The 19,484-nt window shown below is 41.4% G+C and carries 17 protein-coding genes; 12 read left to right on the top strand and 5 right to left on the bottom strand.

Annotation, left to right across the window (positions count from 1 at the left end):
• Position 1 precedes the first annotated feature (1 nt).
• The 10 genes from OB69_RS16665 (at position 2) to ftsZ (ending at position 12,151) form a co-directional block, all read left to right on the top strand.
• Complete coding sequence (locus OB69_RS16665) at positions 2 to 1,465, top strand: UDP-N-acetylmuramoyl-L-alanyl-D-glutamate--2,6-diaminopimelate ligase (protein WP_053224895.1); 1,464 nt, start codon at positions 2 to 4, stop codon at positions 1,463 to 1,465.
• A 75-nt stretch (positions 1,466 to 1,540) separates the two neighbouring features.
• Positions 1,541 to 2,755 (top strand): phospho-N-acetylmuramoyl-pentapeptide-transferase, encoded by a 1,215-nt coding sequence (gene mraY / locus OB69_RS16660; protein WP_053224894.1) that lies wholly within the window; start codon positions 1,541 to 1,543, stop codon positions 2,753 to 2,755.
• Between the two features lie 198 nt (positions 2,756 to 2,953).
• Complete coding sequence (murD, locus tag OB69_RS16655) at positions 2,954 to 4,282, top strand: UDP-N-acetylmuramoyl-L-alanine--D-glutamate ligase (protein ID WP_053224893.1); 1,329 nt, start codon at positions 2,954 to 2,956, stop codon at positions 4,280 to 4,282.
• Positions 4,283 to 4,302: 20 nt separating this feature from the next.
• Positions 4,303 to 5,463 carry an FtsW/RodA/SpoVE family cell cycle protein gene (locus tag OB69_RS16650; protein WP_053224892.1) on the top strand — a complete coding sequence of 387 codons (1,161 nt, stop codon included), beginning with the start codon at positions 4,303 to 4,305 and terminating at the stop codon, positions 5,461 to 5,463.
• A 5-nt stretch (positions 5,464 to 5,468) separates the two neighbouring features.
• Positions 5,469 to 6,578 (top strand): undecaprenyldiphospho-muramoylpentapeptide beta-N-acetylglucosaminyltransferase, encoded by a 1,110-nt coding sequence (gene murG / locus OB69_RS16645; RefSeq protein WP_082338213.1) that lies wholly within the window; start codon positions 5,469 to 5,471, stop codon positions 6,576 to 6,578.
• Complete coding sequence (gene murC / locus OB69_RS16640) at positions 6,575 to 7,951, top strand: UDP-N-acetylmuramate--L-alanine ligase (protein WP_082338211.1); 1,377 nt, start codon at positions 6,575 to 6,577, stop codon at positions 7,949 to 7,951. Before murG ends, murC begins: the two co-directional genes overlap by 4 nt.
• Positions 7,948 to 8,715 carry a cell division protein FtsQ/DivIB gene (locus tag OB69_RS16635; RefSeq protein ID WP_053224889.1) on the top strand — a complete coding sequence of 256 codons (768 nt, stop codon included), beginning with the start codon at positions 7,948 to 7,950 and terminating at the stop codon, positions 8,713 to 8,715. The genes murC and OB69_RS16635 overlap by 4 nt, the downstream gene beginning before the upstream one ends.
• Before the next feature lie 90 nt (positions 8,716 to 8,805).
• On the top strand, positions 8,806 to 10,113 hold the full coding sequence (gene ftsA, locus OB69_RS16630) for a cell division protein FtsA (protein ID WP_053224888.1): 1,308 nt from the start codon (positions 8,806 to 8,808) through the stop codon (positions 10,111 to 10,113).
• 57 nt (positions 10,114 to 10,170) lie between these two features.
• The gene (locus tag OB69_RS16625) at positions 10,171 to 10,524 is read left to right on the top strand and encodes a four helix bundle protein (RefSeq protein ID WP_053224887.1); all 354 of its coding nucleotides are present in this window, start codon (positions 10,171 to 10,173) and stop codon (positions 10,522 to 10,524) included.
• A 61-nt stretch (positions 10,525 to 10,585) separates the two neighbouring features.
• Complete coding sequence (ftsZ, locus tag OB69_RS16620; protein WP_053224886.1) at positions 10,586 to 12,151, top strand: cell division protein FtsZ; 1,566 nt, start codon at positions 10,586 to 10,588, stop codon at positions 12,149 to 12,151.
• Positions 12,152 to 12,547: 396 nt separating this feature from the next.
• Here the strand turns inward: ftsZ and OB69_RS16615 are convergent, their stop codons facing one another.
• On the bottom strand, positions 12,548 to 13,144 hold the full coding sequence (locus OB69_RS16615) for a ribonuclease HII (protein WP_053224885.1): 597 nt from the start codon (positions 13,142 to 13,144) through the stop codon (positions 12,548 to 12,550).
• Between the two features lie 54 nt (positions 13,145 to 13,198).
• Between OB69_RS16615 and OB69_RS16610 the strand changes: the two genes are divergently transcribed.
• Positions 13,199 to 13,747, top strand: a complete 549-nt coding sequence (locus OB69_RS16610; protein WP_053224884.1) for an NUDIX domain-containing protein — start codon at positions 13,199 to 13,201, stop codon at positions 13,745 to 13,747.
• Positions 13,747 to 15,111 (top strand): MATE family efflux transporter, encoded by a 1,365-nt coding sequence (locus OB69_RS16605; protein WP_053224883.1) that lies wholly within the window; start codon positions 13,747 to 13,749, stop codon positions 15,109 to 15,111. Before OB69_RS16610 ends, OB69_RS16605 begins: the two co-directional genes overlap by 1 nt.
• A gap of 20 nt (positions 15,112 to 15,131) precedes the next feature.
• Here OB69_RS16605 and OB69_RS16600 read toward each other — a convergent pair whose 3' ends face one another.
• The 4 genes from OB69_RS16600 to OB69_RS16580 form a co-directional block, all read right to left on the bottom strand.
• Positions 15,132 to 15,812 carry a lysoplasmalogenase gene (locus tag OB69_RS16600; protein WP_053224882.1) on the bottom strand — a complete coding sequence of 227 codons (681 nt, stop codon included), beginning with the start codon at positions 15,810 to 15,812 and terminating at the stop codon, positions 15,132 to 15,134.
• Between the two features lie 154 nt (positions 15,813 to 15,966).
• Entirely contained in the window at positions 15,967 to 17,169 is a 1,203-nt protein-coding gene (locus tag OB69_RS16595) for an MFS transporter (protein WP_053224881.1), read from the bottom strand.
• Positions 17,170 to 17,207: 38 nt separating this feature from the next.
• Positions 17,208 to 18,285 (bottom strand): peptide chain release factor 2 gene (gene prfB / locus OB69_RS16590; RefSeq protein WP_157608615.1). Its coding sequence is split into 2 segments (ribosomal slippage): positions 17,208 to 18,224 and positions 18,226 to 18,285, totalling 1,077 coding nucleotides; the frame shifts between segments, so codons are not numbered across the junction.
• A 166-nt stretch (positions 18,286 to 18,451) separates the two neighbouring features.
• On the bottom strand, positions 18,452 to 19,484 hold a 1,033-nt coding region (locus tag OB69_RS16580; protein ID WP_053224878.1), incomplete at its 5' end, for a RagB/SusD family nutrient uptake outer membrane protein.

Raw genomic sequence — 19,484 nt, 5'->3', positions numbered from 1 at the left:
CATGTCTGCATTAAAAGACATATTGTACAAAGTGGCTTTACAGTCAGTATCTGGCGATACAGCTGTAGAAGTGGCTGCATTGGCTTTCGACTCAAGAAGAGTAGAGGCCAATACAGCCTTTATAGCTACGCGTGGTACTCAAGTCGATGGTCATGATTATATAGAACAGGCCATTGAAAAGGGCGCTGTAGCTATAATTTGTGAAGTATTGCCCGAAAGCCTAAATACTGCCATTACCTACGTTCAGGTGAAAAACAGTAGTGAAGCTTTGGGTATCATGGCTTCCAATTTCTTCGGAAACCCTAGTGCAAAGTTGAAGTTGGTAGGTGTTACTGGCACCAATGGAAAAACTACTTGTGTAAGCTTATTATTCCAGTTGTTCAAACAGCTCGGCTATAATGTTGGCTTGCTTTCTACGGTTGTTAATAAAATCAATGACGAGATAATTGTGGCAACCCACACTACGCCCGATGCCATTCAAATGAATGAGTTGATGGCGAAAATGGTAGCCAAAGGTTGTTCTCATTGTTTTATGGAAGTCAGTTCTCATGCCTTGGTACAACATCGTGTTTCAGGACTCACTTTCACAGGAGCGGTTTTTACCAACCTCTCTCACGATCATTTAGATTATCACAAGACTTTTGATGAGTACATCAAAGCAAAGAAGATGCTCTTCGATGGGCTACCCTCTTCTGCCTTTGCTTTAACCAATACTGATGATAAGCGTGGGTCGATAATGCTTCAGAATACAAAAGCAACGAAACACAGCTATGCTTTAAAAACCATGGCTGATTTCAAAGCAAGAATTCTTTCCAATACCCTTCAAGGTTTGGAATTAGATATTGAAGGCCATAATGTTTGGTTCAAGTTGATTGGTGATTTCAATGCTTATAACCTAATGGCGGTTTATGGAGCGGCTATTTTGCTAGAAGAAGAACCCGCAGATGTGCTTCAAACCTTATCGAATTTAAACCCAGCGCCAGGTCGTTTTGAACAGGTGCTTACCGATACAGGAATCACCGCAATTGTGGATTACGCCCATACGCCTGATGCTTTAGAGAATGTGCTTTCTACCATTAAAGTTTTCCGCAGTGGAAATGAGAAGGTAATTACGGTAGTAGGCTGCGGTGGAAATCGAGATACAACCAAAAGGCCTGAAATGGCAAAAATTGCTTGTGAACTAAGCGATAAAGTGGTACTCACTTCAGATAATCCACGATTTGAGGAGCCAATGGCGATTATCGAAGACATGCAAAAAGGTGTGAGCCCGAGCAATTATAGAAAAACACTGGTAATGGCAGACAGAAGAGAGGCGATTAAAACCGCATGCTCTATGGCCGAACCTAAAGATATTATCCTAGTGGCGGGAAAAGGTCACGAAACCTATCAAGATGTAAAAGGGGTAAAATCCGATTTCGATGATAGAAAAGTATTGAAAGAAATGTTAAACCTGATTCATAAATAAAATACGATTGACGATGTCAGAGCTCAGAAAAGCGATCTTCTAAACTCTAGCGTCTAAAATCTAAAATCTAATAGAATGCTATACTACCTATTCAATTATTTAGATAGAGAGTTTGATTTGGTTGGCGCGGGAGTGTTTCAGTACATCTCTTTCCGTGCGGGTATGGCTGTGCTTTTATCTTTGTTAATCACCATTACTTTCGGTGAGAAGCTGATCAACATGCTTCGAAACAAACAAGTAGGCGAGAGCATTAGAGATTTAGGTTTAGAAGGCCAAATGGCCAAAAAAGGTACACCAACTATGGGTGGACTTATCATTATAGCTGCCATTGTAATTCCAACTTTGCTCTTCGCGAAGCTTGAAAATATTTACGTTATCCTTCTACTTATCACCACTTTGGGTTTAGGAGCCATTGGCTTTTTGGATGATTACATCAAGGTTTTTAAGAAGAACAAAGAGGGGCTTGCCGGTAAATTTAAAGTGGTAGGTCAGGTAGGCATTGGCCTCTTGGTAGGAGCTGTACTTTACTTTAACGATGATGTAGTGGTAAGGGAATTCAACCCTGGTCCACAAGAGCAAACTATTTCAGTAACAGAAGCGCCAAATTATGTTGATAGCAAATCTACTACAACCACAATTCCTTTTGTGAAGAATAATGAGTTGGATTACGATGCTTTCAACCCAACGGATAACAAGTGGATTACTGCGGCCATTTACATTTTGGTGGTGATTTTCTTTGTTACAGCCATTTCTAACGGAGCCAATATTACGGATGGAATTGACGGATTGGCTGCGGGCACATCGGCCATTATAGGCCTTACGCTGGCAATTTTCGCCTACATATCGGGTAACGCTATTTTCTCTGATTATCTAAACGTGATGTTCATTCCAAATTCTGGAGAGCTCGTAATTTTCTGTACTGCCTTTGTGGGGGCTTGTGTTGGCTTTTTATGGTACAACTCTTATCCGGCCCAAGTTTTTATGGGCGATACAGGTAGTCTGTCATTGGGTGGAATCATCGCTGTGCTGGCTTTGGTACTCCGAAAAGAACTTTTGATTCCAGTATTGTGCGGAATCTTTGTGATCGAAAATCTCTCTGTAATTATTCAGGTGAGTTATTTCAAATACACAAAAAAGAAATATGGTGAAGGAAGGAGAATCTTTAGGATGTCGCCTTTACATCACCACTATCAAAAAATGGAAATTCCAGAAGCCAAGATTGTAACAAGGTTCTGGATTGTGGGAATTCTGTTGGCGATTATAACATTGGCAACGCTTAAACTGAGGTAAAAAAGTTGATCAGAAAACAGGAAAACGGTCCCGAAGTATCGGGAAGAAAACGGGAAAAAGAATTAAAAAAACTGGGAGTCAGGGAACTCAATTCTCTGAAAAAACTCAGCCATAACTGATAACTGATAACTGATAACTGATAACTGATAACTGATAACTGATAACTGATAACTGATAACTGATAACTGATAACTAAGCTTGAAACGAAAACTAACCATACTAGGCGCAGGCGAAAGCGGAACAGGAGCGGCATTGCTTGGGAAAGCAAAAGGCTATGACGTGTTCGTGTCTGATATGGGGCAGATCAAAGCAGCTTATGTTCAGGAGTTAGAAGCCAATGATATTGAGTTTGAAAGCGGAAAACATTCAGAAGATCGAATTTTAGAAAGTGACTTGGTAATTAAGAGTCCTGGAATTCCAGAATCAGCTCCTTTGATCAAAAAACTCAGAGCCAAAGGAAATTTAATCATTGGCGAAATAGAATTTGCAGCACGGCATACGGCCGCAAAGTTGATTGGTATTACAGGAACAAACGGTAAAACCACTACCACGCTTTTGACTTATCATCTCTTGAAAGAAGGAGGGTTTAACGTAGGTCTTGGCGGAAATGTAGGAAAAAGTTTAGCACGTCAGGTGATCGAAGATCAACACGATTGGTATGTGCTAGAATTGAGCAGTTTTCAGTTGGACGACTGTTACGAATTGAAATTAAACATTGCAGTAGTATTGAATATCACTCCAGATCATTTGGATAGATACGATTACGACTTCGAAAAATATATCGCATCGAAGATGCGCATATTTCACCTTGTACACCTGGGAGGTCATGCCATTTATTGGAACGATGACCACCAAATTGGGAAGAACATTTCTAAAGCCGCTCGCGGCCTGAAAGTTCATCCTTATTCGCTTGGAGGAGACGCTTCCGAGATAAACAATGATAGGTTGTTTTTTACCCCTTTAAACGTTGAGGTATCTGCCCCCAGAGCAGATATCTCAATAAAGGGGCAACACAATATGCTCAATGCCAAAGCTGCTGGCTATGCCGCAAGTTTGGCGGGGGTAAGTGATGAAGCCATTATTCGTGGTTTTAAAAACTTCAAAAATGCACCGCACCGATTGGAGCCAGTAAGGGAAATCAATGGAGCGAAATATATCAATGACTCAAAAGCAACCAATGTAGATTCGGTTTACTACGCTTTGGATGCGGTTGATGCACCTATTGTTTGGATTGCAGGTGGGGTAGATAAAGGAAATGATTACAGCCTAATTCAGGCATTGGTACAGAATAAAGTAAAAAGCTTGATCTGTTTGGGAAAAGATAATTCGAAACTCTTTACGGCTTTCGAAAACATAGTGCCCAGCATTCAGGCAACGGACGATTTGATTAAAGCAATTAGAATGGCCAAGGAATTGGCTGAACCGGGCGATACGGTGTTGTTATCTCCGGCTTGTGCAAGCTTCGATTTGTTCAAGAATTATGAAGATCGCGGAGATCAGTTTAGAACAGCAGTTTTAGCCATTTAAAATAGAATATAAAAAATACGATGTTAGTAAAATTGAAAACATGGACCGATAAACACCTTCAGGGCGATCCCGTCATTTGGGTGGTGGTGCTATGCCTTTCTCTCATTAGTATTTTGGTGGTTTATAGTGCAACGGGCTCCTTGGCTTACAAACAAATGGGGGGAAATACCGAGTATTATCTTATTCGTCATACCATTATGGTGGGTTTGGCTATGGTGGTAATGTGGGTGGCTCATAAAATCGACTACCGCTATTATTCTAAAATTACACGATACGCACTTTTCGTCTCTGTGCCATTATTGCTCTATGCATGGCAAGCAGGCTCAACTGTAAATGAAGCTTCTCGTTGGATTGAGTTGCCATTTATTGGTCTGCAGTTTCAGCCTTCTGATTTAGCAAAAATGGCCCTGATTGCTGGTTTAGCTAGTATGTTGGCCAAAAGGCAACAGAATATTGCCAATATCAAAGAATCATTGATTCCAATGTTGGCATGGTGTGGCGCAATTTGCGGCCTTATTGCAATGACCAATATTTCGACCGCAATTTTACTCTTCCTTACCTGCATGTTGCTTTTATTCATTGGTCGAGTACCGCCTAAATATTTGGCCATGTTGGTGGTGGTTGGAGCATTTGTAGGAGTTCTTGCGATGAGTTTTGGTCAGCGTGGTGGAACTGCCATTAGCAGGGTAACCGACTTTATCAGTCAAGAAGAAGTGCCTTATCAGGCTCAGCAATCCTATATCGCTATCGCCACAGGCGGAGTAATTGGAAAAGGGCCAGGCAAGAGCGATCAAAGAAATTTCCTTCCATATCCTTATTCAGATTTTGTGTATGCCATCATTATCGAAGAGTATGGAATGATTGGAGGCGTGTTCGTTTTGTTCCTCTATTTAGTACTGCTCTATCGAGGAATGCGAGTAATGGCCAACAGTGACAGGGCATTTGGAGGACTGCTTTCAGCAGGGCTCAGTTTCGCCATTGTAATTCAGGCTTTGGTAAATATTGGCGTTGTGGTGGGCTTAGGCCCTGTAACAGGTCAAACATTACCATTAATTAGTATGGGCGGAACCTCACTGTTATTCACTGGCCTTTCCTTGGGGATTATCCTGAGCGTGAGCCGAGGAGAACAAGAAAGTTTTTCGCCTATCAATGGCGATTTAAGAAATACAGCTAAAGCATAGTAACCATAGAAAAGAAACAACCATATCGAATCATTATCAGCGGAGGCGGCACAGGCGGGCATATATACCCAGCCATTGCCATTGCCAATGCTTTTAAAGCGCGCTTCGATGATGCTGAAATTCTTTTTGTGGGTGCCGAAGGAAAAATGGAAATGCAAAAAGTGCCTGAAGCGGGTTATAAAATCATCGGTCTATGGATCAGTGGTTTGCAGCGCAGACTCACTTTCGACAATCTTCTTTTTCCAGTAAAACTGGTGAATAGTCTCAGCAAAAGTGCGGGGATTATTAGAAGGTTTAGGCCACATGCAGTGGTAGGTGTTGGTGGTTATGCTAGCGGTCCTTTATTAAGAGTGGCTTCGCGAAAGGGAATTCCTGCGGTGATTCAGGAGCAGAATTCATATGCAGGCCTTACCAATAAATTATTGGCAAAGAAGGTGCAAAAGATATGCGTAGCGTATCCTAATATGGAGCAATTCTTCCCAGCCAATAAAATCGCTTTTACAGGAAATCCTGTAAGAAAGGATATAGTGGATTTAGCAGGAAAGAAAGAAGCTGCATTGAAGCATTTTGGTTTGAGTGATGCACCAGTTTTGATGATTTTAGGAGGAAGCCTTGGCGCCAGAACGCTGAACGATAGTATGGTTCTAGGCTTAGAGAAATTGAAGGCAGAAGGTGTTCAAGTGATTTGGCAGTGTGGCAAGTTTTATCATGCTGAAATGAAACAGAAACTTGAGGCTTCTGGAGATGCAAACGGTATTCTTCTTTTCGAGTTTTTGAAGGAAATGGATTTGGCCTATGCCGCAGCGGATGTAGTAATTTCTAGGGCAGGTGCTTTATCTGTTTCCGAACTAAGCATTGCTGCCAAGCCGACAATTTTTGTGCCTTCGCCCAACGTAGCCGAAGACCATCAAACCAAAAATGCGAAAGCTTTGGTAGATAATGATGCTGCCATTTTGGTAAAGGATGTAGAAGCCAGAGAGAGATTAATAGACGAAGCCATTGCGCTGATCCGCGATCAGGAAAAGCAAGAGAGGCTGAGTGAAAAAATAAAGGCATTGGCCAAACCCAATGCTGCTGAAGAAATAGTTGACGAGATTTTAAAATTGATAGCGTGAAGCTGAGAGACATACATAACGTATATTTTCTTGGGATCGGGGGGATCGGGATGAGTGCTTTGGCCAGATGGTTTAAGCACAACGGTAAAGCTGTGTCTGGTTACGATAAAACGCCAACTGCGCTTACGAATCAATTAGAAGGCGAGGGAATTGCCGTTCATTTTGAAGATGACCCTGCGCAAATTAGCGATAAAATAAAAGGTTCGAAGGAATATGCTTTGGTAATCTACACGCCAGCAATTCCTAAAGATCATAAAGAGTGGGCTTGGCTCAAGGCAGAGGGTTTCAATATTATGAAACGCTCTCAAGTATTGGGCTTAATTACCGAAAGCATGATTTCTGTGGCCGTGGCCGGAACGCATGGTAAAACCACTACTAGTTCTATGATCGTCCACTTGATGAAAACTGCAGGCATTGATTGCACAGGTTTTTTGGGAGGAATTTCGACCAACTACGGTACAAACATGGTGATGAATGAGGAAACGAATTCTATAGCTGTGATTGAGGCCGATGAATTTGATCGTTCGTTCTTAACGCTTCGTCCAGATGTGGCTGTGGTTACCTCTATCGATGCAGATCATTTAGATATTTACGGTGATAAAGACGCTTTGAAAGAGTCTTTTGCACTGTTTGTAAGTAAAATTGAAAAGAAAGGTAAACTCTTCGCAAAGCAAGGAGTGGGGAGCCAGATACTGGGTGATGAGAATAGAATTCATCATTCTAGTTATGCCTTGGAGTCGGCCGATATTACAGCCGAAAACCTAAGAATTGAAGAGGCAGCTTTTGTTTTCGATTATAAAACGAGCAAGAAAACGATTACAGGTATTAGGTTGAATGTGCCTGGCTTTCATAATGTAGAAAATGCTTTGGCAGCCATTTCTGTTACTAAATACTTTGGTGCCGATGATGACTCTATTCGCGAAGGAGTAAGCACCTATAAAGGTGTGAAAAGGCGTTTTGAGTACATCATTAAGTCTGAAAGCTTGGTGTATATCGATGACTACGCACATCACCCTGTGGAGATTGAATCACTATTGAAGTCGGTGCGAGCGCTTTACCCAAACAAAAGAATTACAGCTGTTTTTCAACCGCACTTGTTCAGCCGTACAAGAGATTTCGCTCCAGAATTTTCGGAGAGTTTGAGCTTAGCAGACGAGGTGATTTTGTTAGATATCTATCCTGCCAGAGAGCAGCCAATTGAAGGGGTTACTTCAGAAATGTTGCTTGATAAAGTAACAGCAGAGAGAAAAACAGTTTGCGCAAAAGAAGCATTACTTGAACAAATTAAAGCTTGGCAGCCAGAGGTGCTTTTAACCATTGGCGCTGGCGACATCGATAAATTTGTAGAACCTATAAAAACTGAATTGTCATGAGAGCAAAAGAAACAATTTGGAGGATCGTAGGGATTACAGGGGCTTCAGTGCTTCTTTTATCTATGATCAGTTTTATCGACAAAAGAGAGCTGGGCTACAGAATTGATGACATCGAAGTGGACATCGTAAACACCTTCGAGAATTTCTTTATCGATGAGGAAGATGTAATGTCGCTCATTTTCGAAAACAAAGGAGACACTGTATTAGGTGATGCTTACGGCAGGGTGAGTTTGAAAGAAATAGAGCAAAGGGTGGAATCGCACAGTTTTGTAAAAGACGCCCAAGTGTTTAGAGATTTAAATGGGCATTTGGTGGTGAAAGCCATTCAGAATAAACCCATGGCAAGAATTATAGCTGATAATGGAAAACATGCTTATTTGGGGGAAGAGGGTGATATTTTGCCAGTTTCAAGTAAATACACGGCAAGGGTTATTGTGCTTTCAGGGAAATATATGGATGAGTTGACTTCTCGAAAAAGCATTGAAGAAAATGAATATGACCAAAAGCTTTATGATTTGATCGAATACATCAACAAAGATAAGTTTTGGAGCATGCAAATCGCTCAGTTGGTAGTAAGCAAAAACGGAAAAGTAGTGATGATTCCACAAGTAGGAGATCAGAAACTTGAGTTTGGTTATGCTGAAGATTTTAAGTCGAAGTTCAAGAGGTTGGAAATTTTCTTTAAAGAAATTATGCCAACAAAAGGTTGGAATACCTACAGTAGAGTAAATGTAGAATACAAAGATCAACTCATTTGTGAGTGATCGAAACAAAGGAATTTAAAGTGAAAGTGAATGTAGAAGTAACAGGTTTACAAACACAGAAGCTCTGAAATATAAAATACAAACAACGCCATGCAAGAAGATAAAATAGTTGTCGGACTAGACATTGGAACCACAAAAATCTGTGTGATTGTGGGGACTAAGAATGAGTATGGAAAACTCGAAGTATTAGGAATGGGTAAAGCCGTTTCTGATGGAGTTATCCGTGGAATAGTGACCAATATTGACAAAACCGTTATTGCAATTGAAAAGGCAATTGCCGAAGCAAGTGAGCAATCAGGTATCGAAATCAATGTGGTAAATGTGGGCATTGCAGGCCAACACATTAAGAGTTCGGTGCACCACGGTAGCATCACCCGCGATGTAGTTGAAGACGAAATTACGGTGAGCGATTTAACTCGTTTGTCGAATGATATACACAAAATTGTAATGCCTCCAGGCTGTGAAATTATTCACGTAATGCCACAGGATTACATTGTGGATTATGAAGAAGGAATTAAAGATCCGGTGGGTATGTCGGGCGTTAAGCTTGAAGCAGATTTTCATGTGATTACTGCTCAAACTAATGCCATCAGAAATATCAATAAATGCGTGCGCAGGGCTGGTTTAGAAATCGAAAATTTGATTTTAGAGCCTTTGGCATCAAGCATGTCGGTATTAAGTGATGAAGAAAAAGAGGCTGGCGTTTGCCTTGTAGATATTGGTGGTGGTACTACCGACATCGCAATCTTCCACGATAATATTATCCGACACACAGCAGTCATTCCTTTTGGTGGTAATATCATCACCTCCGACATTAAGGAAGGCTGTAAAGTAATGCAGAACCAGGCTGAGCTGTTGAAAACAAAATTCGGAAAAGCCATTGCAGAAGAGGCCAATCCAAATGAAATCGTTTCGATTCCTGGCTTAAGAAATAGACCGCCAAAGGAAATTTCGATCCGTAACCTTGCCAATATTATTGAGGCTAGAATGGAAGAAATTATTGAGTTGGTACATGCCGAAATTATTACTTCTGGTTACGCAAGCAAGTTGGCTGGTGGAATCGTGATTACTGGAGGTGGTTCACAACTGGGTTATGTAAAACAGTTGTTCGAATACATGACGGGCATGGACGCCAGAATTGGTTACCCCAACGAGCACCTTGGTAAAAGTAAAATTGAAGCGATCAAGAGCCCAATGTATGCAACAACGGTTGGTTTAGTGCTTTCGGGCTTTAGGGCCATAGATGAAAGAGAAAACCGCTATATGCAAAACCAAGTGGCTTCTGGAAAGAAAACTATGAAGAGCGCAAAGAAAAGCTCGGACTTCTTCAAAGGCCTTATTGATAAAACAAAAGGTTTATTGATGGATGATTTTCAGGATAAGGGCGGAGAGTATTGAGGAGTTGGAAGATGGAAGGCCGAAGTTGGAAGTCAGTTTGGAAATAATATTTGAGGTATGAGTTTCAAATTTGAGAGTTTATTGATCTGGCAGAAAGCAATGGATTTAGGAGAGGTTGTGAATAGCATGACGCTGAAATTTCCTGATAGGGAAAAATTCAATCTATCTTCTCAAATGTCTAGAGCTGCCGATTCTGTTGCTCTTAATATTTCAGAAGGCTCAATCGGGCAGTCAGGCCCCGAGTATAGAAAGTTCATGGGGTACGCCATTCGTTCTTTGGCCGAAACAGTGACTTGTCTTTACAAGGCTGACAGAAGAGAATACATAACAAAAAGTGAATTCAGTGCTGTTTATGACGCATCATTCAACTTGATGAACATGATGACAGCATTTAAAAATAAGATAAAATAACAAATACCTGATTTTGTCTTCGGTCTTCGGGCTTCAGACTTCAGGCTTAAACATAATAATCATGGCAGAATCTTATATGTTCGAAATTCCTAAGCACCACAAATCGATCATTAAAGTGATTGGAGTTGGTGGCGGAGGAAGCAACGCAGTAAACCACATGTATAATCAGGGGATTAAAGATGTGGAATTTATCGTTTGTAACACCGATGCACAAGCATTGAAAAGCAGTCCTATTCCAAATAGGTTGCAAATTGGTATTGGTCTAACCGAAGGTCTTGGTGCTGGAGCCAGCCCTGAAGTGGGTAAAAATGCCGCTTTAGAAAGCAAAGAAGACATCCGTCAAATGCTGGGTGATGATACCAAAATGGTATTTATCACTGCAGGAATGGGTGGAGGTACTGGAACAGGTGCAGCTCCAATCATTGCCAAAATTGCACGCGACATGGACCTACTTACCGTAGGTATTGTTACCGCTCCTTTTGGTTTTGAAGGAAGAAAGAAAATGAATGCGGCTAATGAAGGTATTGCTGCATTAAAGGAAAATTGTGATACTGTTTTGGTGATCCTCAACGATAAACTGAGAGAAATCCACGGTAACCTACCAATCAGTAAGGCATTTGCCGAAGCTGATAACATTTTGACTACGGCTGCCAAAGGAATTGCCGAAATCATTACCGTTCCGGGGTATGTAAATGTCGATTTTATGGACGTTCAAACCGTAATGAAAGGCGCAGGTGCTGCGGTGATGGGTTCTGCTTCTGCCGAAGGTGAAGGAAGAGCACTAAGAGCTGCAGAAATGGCCATCTCTTCTCCATTATTGAATAGCCAAGATATTTTGGGTGCTAAGAAAATCTTGCTTTCTATTATTTCTGGTGAAGAAGCCGAACTTCAAATGGATGAGCTTACTGAAATCACTGAGTACATCCAAGACAAAGCAGGTGACGATGCTGAGGTAATCTTTGGTCACGGTATTGATGTTGATCATGGACAAAGCATTAGCGTAACCGTTATAGCAACGGGCTTCGAAACTCCATTAGTGGAAGCTAGACCTACTACTAAAAAAACGGTGATTGATTTAGAGAGTAATCAGCCAATTGAACGAAATGTTGAAAAACCATCTTTTGTTCAAAAGCCAACACAGTCATCTTTATTTAGCGCGGGCTTCGAAAAACCAGAACCTCGGCAAGAAATTGATGAGGTAGAGAATAAAGATGACAGTGATGATGATAACATCACTTCAGGTTATACTTTCTTGTCTAGGTTGGCTCAGAAATATGATATCGAAGAAGTTGGGCCTGAAGCCAATGATGATCCTGAAATTCGTATGCGAAATGAGCGCATTGAGTTAGATCATGAAGAGCAACGTTATAAGGATTTCTTGGAAATGAAGCGTAATAAACTTCAACAACAAGCCAGACTCAGAGAAGAAAAACTGCGTAGCTCTGGAAATTACCACATTAAAAATGATGACATCAAAGAAAAGTTAGAGATTCCTGCTTACCAGCGTAGGCAAGTGAGGTTAAACGATGCACCGCCTTCATCTGAAAGCAATGTGTCGCGCTATAACTTGAACGATGATGATGAAATTATGGGTAACAACAAATTTCTACACGACAATGTAGATTGATTAAAATCTTTCACCTAAATACAAAAGACGACCTGCTGCCATGGGTCGTCTTTTTTGTGTAGTCCCACCTTTTGGAGGGTTCATAACCCTCCAAAAGTTTATTCAAACCGTGTGTGCTGGCCATAGCATTCACCTTACGCCTGAGTATCAGCTTTCCTGTGTTACTGAAAAGGATGCTTACAGCATGACTTAGCTTTGAACTTAGTGCACGGAATTTTTGAATGCTGATAAGCTAGCTACTCAGTCATCCCGTAGGCCCCGATACTTCGTGGGTTTTCACGCAACACAAGTCATGGCTATTCATGAGTTTCTGAAATTCCGAGACTTCGAAACTTACAACATCACTTAGCTTTTATGTACTACCTTTTGGAGGGTTTCAAACCCTCCAAAAGTTTATCAAAACAACTCCATCTGCTCAGGCAACAACCTAAACGATTTCCTGTGCAAAGGAGTAACACCTAAATCTCGAATAGCTTGACGGTGCTTTTTAGTAGGGTAACCCGCATTGCTTTCCCAACCATAACCAGGGAATTGTTGAGCCGCCTCACTCATAATTCTGTCTCTTTCTACTTTGGCTAAAATGGAAGCCGCAGCAATGGATAAATACTTTCCATCGCCCTTTATAATACACTCATGCGGAATACTCTGATAGACCTTAAAGCGGTTCCCGTCAATAAGTAATAGTTCGGGCTTGATTTGCAATTGATCAATAGCGCGGTGCATGGCTAAAAATGAGGCGTTCAAAATATTGACTTCATCAATTTCCTCTGGACTTACTTCGCAAACCGCCCAAGCCAAGGCTTCGGCTTTGATTTCAATTTCAAGCTGCTCTCTGTGTGCCCTTTTCAGTTGTTTAGAATCATTGAGCAGCTTATTCTCGTAATCCGCTGGTAGAATAACGGCTGAGGCCACTACTGGACCCGCAAGAGGGCCACGGCCAGCTTCATCACAACCCGCTTCAATCTTTCCAGAACCAAAATTTGATAATAACATGCCCAAACTTAAAACTTTGATTTGGATGCTGAAACATATGTCTAATTTTGCGGCATGGAATCGCATAAAAACCCTTGGAAGACTTTAGATGGAAAACTGATTTACGAGAACCCATGGATTAGAGTCGATGAGTTTAATGTGATCAATCCTTCGGGCGGAAAAGGGATTTATGGGAAGGTGTCTTTCAAAGGCCGAGCGGTAGGTATTCTTCCCATTGATGAAGAAATGAATACATGGCTGGTTGGGCAGTATCGATATACCTTGAATGAATACAGCTGGGAAATTCCTATGGGGGCAGTACCTGAAAACGAAATTTTAGAAGAAGGGGCAAAGCGCGAATTGAAAGAGGAAACAGGGCTAGATTGCCAACAATTAGAGTTTCTGTGTAAAATTCATACCTCCAACTCTGTAACTGACGAGGTAGGTTTCGCCTATTTAGCAACTGGCCTTACCGAGGGTGAAACCAACTTTGATGACACCGAAGACATTTCAATCAAGAAATTACCCTTTACCGAAGTGTTAGAAATGGTGCTCGATGGCCGCATTACCGATAGTTTAAGCGTAGCGGCAATCATGAGGTTTGCTAGAATAAAAGGAATCTGATGTTGGAGAAACTATCGTACAAACAACATTTCAGCAAAACTATTAACCTTGCCTATCCTGTAATGTTGAGCCAAGTAGGTCATGTTACCGTGGGGATTGTAGATAGCATCATGGTAGGCCAAATTGGGCCAGAAGCATTGGCAGCATCTTCTTTTGCCAATAATGTACTCATGGTATTTCTGATGTTCGGCATTGGCATGTCGTATGGCATCACTCCATTAGTCGCTCAGGCCGATGGTGAGGGCGACCGCAATAAAATCACCCGACTGCTCCGCCATGGGATTGTTTTGTGTTTGGGCACCAGCTTAGTATTGGTCTTATTAGGCTACCTCTTGTCTTTTGGTTTTGGAAGTTTTTCTCAACCCGAAGAAGTAATAAGACTAGGGAAACCATACTTCTATGTCATCCTCTTTTCGATGATTCCGATGATGCTTTTTCAGAATTTCCGACAATTTGCCGAGGGGCTTTCTATCACCAAACCGACCATGTTTATTACCATTAGTGCTAACCTGATCAATGTGTTATTCAATTACATTTTAATTTATGGAAAGTTCGGTTTTCCTGAATTGGGCTTAATTGGAGCGGGTTGGGGAACACTAATTTCTAGGGTATTTATGGCCGTAGGCATGATGCTGTATGTAGGGAGGAGTAAAAGAACACAGTATTACAGCGCTGCTTTTAAAATCTTTAACATTACCGCTGCCTACTTTAAACCCATGCTCAAAATTGGAGTGCCGAGCGGAACCCAGTTTGTATTCGAGGTAAGTGCTTTTGCAGGAGCAGCGTTGTTGATGGGAAGGCTTGGGGTAGTGCCTTTGGCTGCGCATCAAATTGCCTTGAGCTTGGTTTCACTCAGTTATATGATGGCCACAGGTATTGCAGCAGCTTCTACCGTGCGTATTGGTAACCAAGTGGGGAGAAGAGATGCTTTCAACCTGAATCGCGCTGGCAATACCAGTTTTATGATGGCGCTTATTTTTATGGCCTGTTGTTCTGTGGTCTATATTGTCTTCCATAATTTTTTCCCCACACTCTATATCGATGATCCAGAAGTAATAAGAATAGCAGGCTCATTGATTATTGTGGCAGGTTTTTTCCAGTTGTCAGATGGCGTGCAAGTGGTGGGGCTAGGCTCGCTTAGAGGGATGTCTGATGTTCGAGTGCCTACTGTAATCACTTTTGTGGCCTATTGGGTACTCGGTATTCCGGTTAGTTATTTGTTTGGTTTCACGTTAGGCTTTGGCCCCGAAGGCGTTTGGTATGGCCTGCTAACCGGCTTAAGCATAGCAGCCATCACCCTCTTTATCCGCTTTAAGGTTTTGGCGAAAAGGAAGGCGCTTTCTTTTGGGACGGAAGGCAAATAGATTAATGCCTGTGTCGTCTTTTATTCACTTGCTTTAAGACCTTTAATAAACTCTACAATCCCCCTAACTATCATAAATTGGGCTATAATGTAAGTAAGCATAATCAAGAAACCCGCTTGCGGAAAAGGGGTTCCAAATTGGTTAATGGCCAAAATGCTATCGCTGATAATGAAGAAAAAAGCGCCAATCATAACCCACCAAAAACTGGCTTTGTCTGTTTTGCCCCAGCGCTTGCTGGCGGTAATGCCCATAATACAAATCACGATGGTGTAGAGCAGCGCTGGAATCATCATATCTCCCAATCCTGGTTTGATTTGCTGAAATATAACGAGGCCGTAAAAACCAAAGAGTAAATCATGCCACCTGAATTTTAGTTTTCGGTCTTCCGTATCTACCAAATTGAGGTTTAGAAAAATGTAAATGAGGTGTGCTAGTAAAAATGAAGCCAAACCCAGCAGAAAGAAGATGGGCTGAGCTTTCGAAAAAATCAAGAAAACATCACCTAATAGAGAAAGAAAAAGAGCCGCATTCACAAATTTGCTCAGTACCGTTTTCGGCACTTCATTATTGAAATAAATCATCAAGCCTACCATTAAAAGTGGTTTGGTGAAATCGGCCATGGTAGGAAAATCCATAAGCTTGGCCAGCAGGTGAAGAAAGGAAAATGCAAAAAAGGGAAGCAGTGTCTTTGGTGTTTTCATGATTTTTAAATCTAGGAATAACCCTCCAAAAGTTCTGTATATTAAATGGTTATAGGTTATTTGGGGTTGTCGTTAAATATATTAATTACCGCTCTCTAAATGATGGGATACCGAAACAAGTTCAGTATGACTGGGTAAGGAGGGTTCGATTCTATTAAACCGTACTCTTCACAAACCGCTTCGACCAATTTAAACCAAAAGTTAGAAATAAGAAACCGATAAAGGAAAGCGCAGCACAAAGCAAAAAGGCTTCGCGAAGGTTTTCAATGTGGTTTGCGTAAATCCATCCAGCAATGAGCGCTCCTGAACCAATACCAATTTCTAGTGCAATGTACATAGTGGCCAAGCCTTTGCCACGCAAGTGGTCTAAACTCAAGTCAATCGTCCATGCATAAATGGTTGGGGTATTCATTCCTACTGCAACTCCAAACATTACTGCGCTAACCATTAGCATGGTTTGAGTGTGCGTATAGGCGATAAGAACATCAGAAACGACTATCGCCAATGCCGCAATTTTCAAAACGATTATCCTTCCATATTTATCGGAAGCCTTGCCTGCCAAAAGTCGAATGGCTAATGATGAAATCACGAACACGGTAAAGAAAATTCCTTTTTCACCTTGATCATAACCTAGTTGTATGGTAAGGTCTGGCACTAAAGTAAGTACTGCTCCAAATGAAAAAGCGGTCAATAAAAAGAGGAGAGAAGGGTTGAACACTCTTGGCTCAATCACTTCATTCCATTTGATTTTGAGTAACCTTGGGTGGAATTTCACCTTTTCTTGCAAGGTTTCTTTCATGCCAGCTAGTATAATTACTGATAATATTGCAGCCACAGAAGAGGTATAGAATGTCATATCCAAACCATAGGCGGCTGTAATCTTCGGGCCAATGGATGGGCCAGCGGCCATGCCTAAGCTCCCGAAAAAGCCAGAGAGCCCCATGGCTTCACCTCTTCTGGTGGAAGGTACAATATCGGCTATATAAGCTGAGGTACCTGTAGGTTTAAAACCCGTTGAAAATCCATGTAAAAACCGGAGGAGTAAAAGCGCCCATACCGTGCTAACCATTGGATAGAGAAAGCCCATTACAAAGCATACACTAGCACCAAAGATCATTACAGGTATTCTACCAATCGTATCGGATAATCTGCCGCTAAAGGGTCTTGAAAGTCCTGCCGTTACGGTAAATAGAGAAATGATTAAACCCTTGTATTCGCCCCCACCCAATGAAGTGATGTAATCATATAAATCGGGTACGATCATATTAAAGCTACCGAAGAACAGAAAGGAACTTAGGCAAAGTAAAAAAAACTGTAAGGTGTAAATACTGGGCGTTCCTGTCTTTCTTTTGAGCATAGTTGTAAATAAAAAATGGAGCCGAGACTCCATTTGATTTATTGCTGCATTAAATAAGCCTTTATGTAATCGTCTAAATCACCATCTAACACATTTTGTACATCGGTGCGTTCAAAACCTGTTCGGGCATCTTTGATTAGTTTATAAGGATGTAGTACATAGTTTCTAATTTGAGAACCAAAATCGACCCTCTTTTTTTCGCCTTCTACTATATCTCGAGCTGCGTTGCGCTTGTCCATCTCAATTTGATAGAGCCTCGATTTAAGCATTGAAAGCGCTTTTTCCTTATTGCCCAGCTGCGATCTACCTTCTGTATTTTCAATTGTAATGCCCGTAGGAGCGTGTTTTAGACGTACCCCAGTTTCTACTTTGTTTACATTCTGTCCACCAGCTCCTCCCGATCGGAAAGTATCCCAACTGATATCAGCAGGGTTAATTTCAATTTCAATGGTGTCATCAACTACTGGGTAGGCAAATACAGAGGCAAATGAGGTATGTCTTCTTCCGCCAGAATCGAAAGGAGAAATACGAACCAATCGATGCACTCCTGATTCGGCCTTCAATAGCCCAAAAGCAAATTCGCCTTCGAATTCAAGCGTACAGGATTTACAGCCTGCTACATCGCCTGGTTGATAATGAATTTGTTTAACCTTATAGCCCTTGCTTTCGCCCCACATGATGTACATACGCATCAATATTTCGGCCCAGTCGTTACTTTCAGTTCCGCCTGCGCCTGGGTTGATTTCAATCATGGCACTCAGTTGGTCTTCTTCACCACTGAGCATCTTTTTGAATTCAATTTCTTCGAGAATTTCCAAGGCCTTTCGGTATTCTTTTTCTACCTCTTCTTCCGACACTTCGCCCATTTCGAGAAACTCGTTTAGGGTGTCAACGTCTTCTAAGGCAGTTAAAACGTTTTCAAAGCTGGTGGTCCATACTTTCTTTAAACGTATTTGTTTTAATACTTTTTCGGCTTCTTTTGGATCGTTCCAAAACTCTGGTTGGGCTGTAACCAGCTCTTCTTCTTCTACTTCACGTTTCTTGACATCGTAGTCAAAGATACCCCCTCAAAGCCGCTACTCTGGCTTTTAAATCTTTCAGCTGATCTGAAGTCATAGTTTGTGATTTTTTGAAGCGCAAAGGTGGTGAAATGTAGGGGATAATTCAAGGTTGAATTGGGTATGAATGATACTTTGGTAGTATTAAAAAAGAAGAAGCCCAATTTATACAATTGGGCTTCTGTCATTTATTGATGTGAAGGTTTTAAATCTTCATCGTTTTATTAATCGTTCTGAACCAAGTTAGGGTTCACGTTAATAGCGCTAATAGGGAAGAACCACTGCCACTGTAAATCACCAGCAGGAATTTCTGTGATTCTAGCCTGAGTAAGGCTGAAGCTACCTCTAGTTGATCTTTTCAAAGGCAAGTTTGCTCTTTTAAGATCAAGGAAGTTGAATCCTTCACCCCAAAGCTCAATTCTTCTTTGAACTAAGATTTCATCGATAAGTGCTTGTCCAGTGTTAGTGCTGATTACAGCATTTGGATCACGCTGAGAAACTAAAGAGAATAGAGCAGTTCTAGCTGCTGGTTCGTTAGCCACACCTAAACGAGCATTCGCTTCGGCTTCAATCAAGATCATCTCAGCAGTACGCATCAAAACGATGTCACCATCACCAAGTGTTCCAGCGCCAGGTGAGTTGAACTTAGTGTTCATGTAAGGGTATTTTCTGAAGTTGCTTGGAATGTCAATTGCATCCATTTCTGCCTGAGTAACTGCCCAGAAACCTTTTCTCACATCTGTTGCAGGAATCATATCATAAAGATCAGCATTGATACACTTAGGGTTGTTTCTAATGTGTGAAGAGCTGTAGTTGTATGACATGTAAGCAAAGAATGAAGAGAAGTAAGTTCCTTGGTCAGGAATAATACGGCTCGACCAAATCCAACCAGTTGCACTATAATTGTTGAAACCTTCTTGGATTTGCGCTGCAGAAGTTAAAGGGAAACCTTGTCTTGCAGCTTGTGCATAAGTAATGGCATTGTTCCACTCTCCTTTAGTCAAATAAACCCTTGCAAACATACCGTTTACAACGTTTTTGCTGATTTGAGATTTGTCAGAGGATGTTACTGAAGAGGCATTTAAGCTTTGTAAAGCAGTAGTAAGGTCAGCTTCAATTTGAGCATAAACTTGGTCTACTGTTGAGCGAGCTTTTGCTTCGCCAAGGTTGTTCAAGTCATCAAGGTTGATAACAATACCCAACTGATCATTGGCCTGTCCTGCTTTGTATCTTTCAGCATAAAGCTGAACAAGCATA

It is taken from the genome of Roseivirga seohaensis subsp. aquiponti, assembly GCF_001267955.1.
GTDB classification, from domain to species: domain Bacteria; phylum Bacteroidota; class Bacteroidia; order Cytophagales; family Cyclobacteriaceae; genus Roseivirga; species Roseivirga seohaensis.
This window is presented reverse-complemented; position numbering and strand designations above follow the sequence as displayed.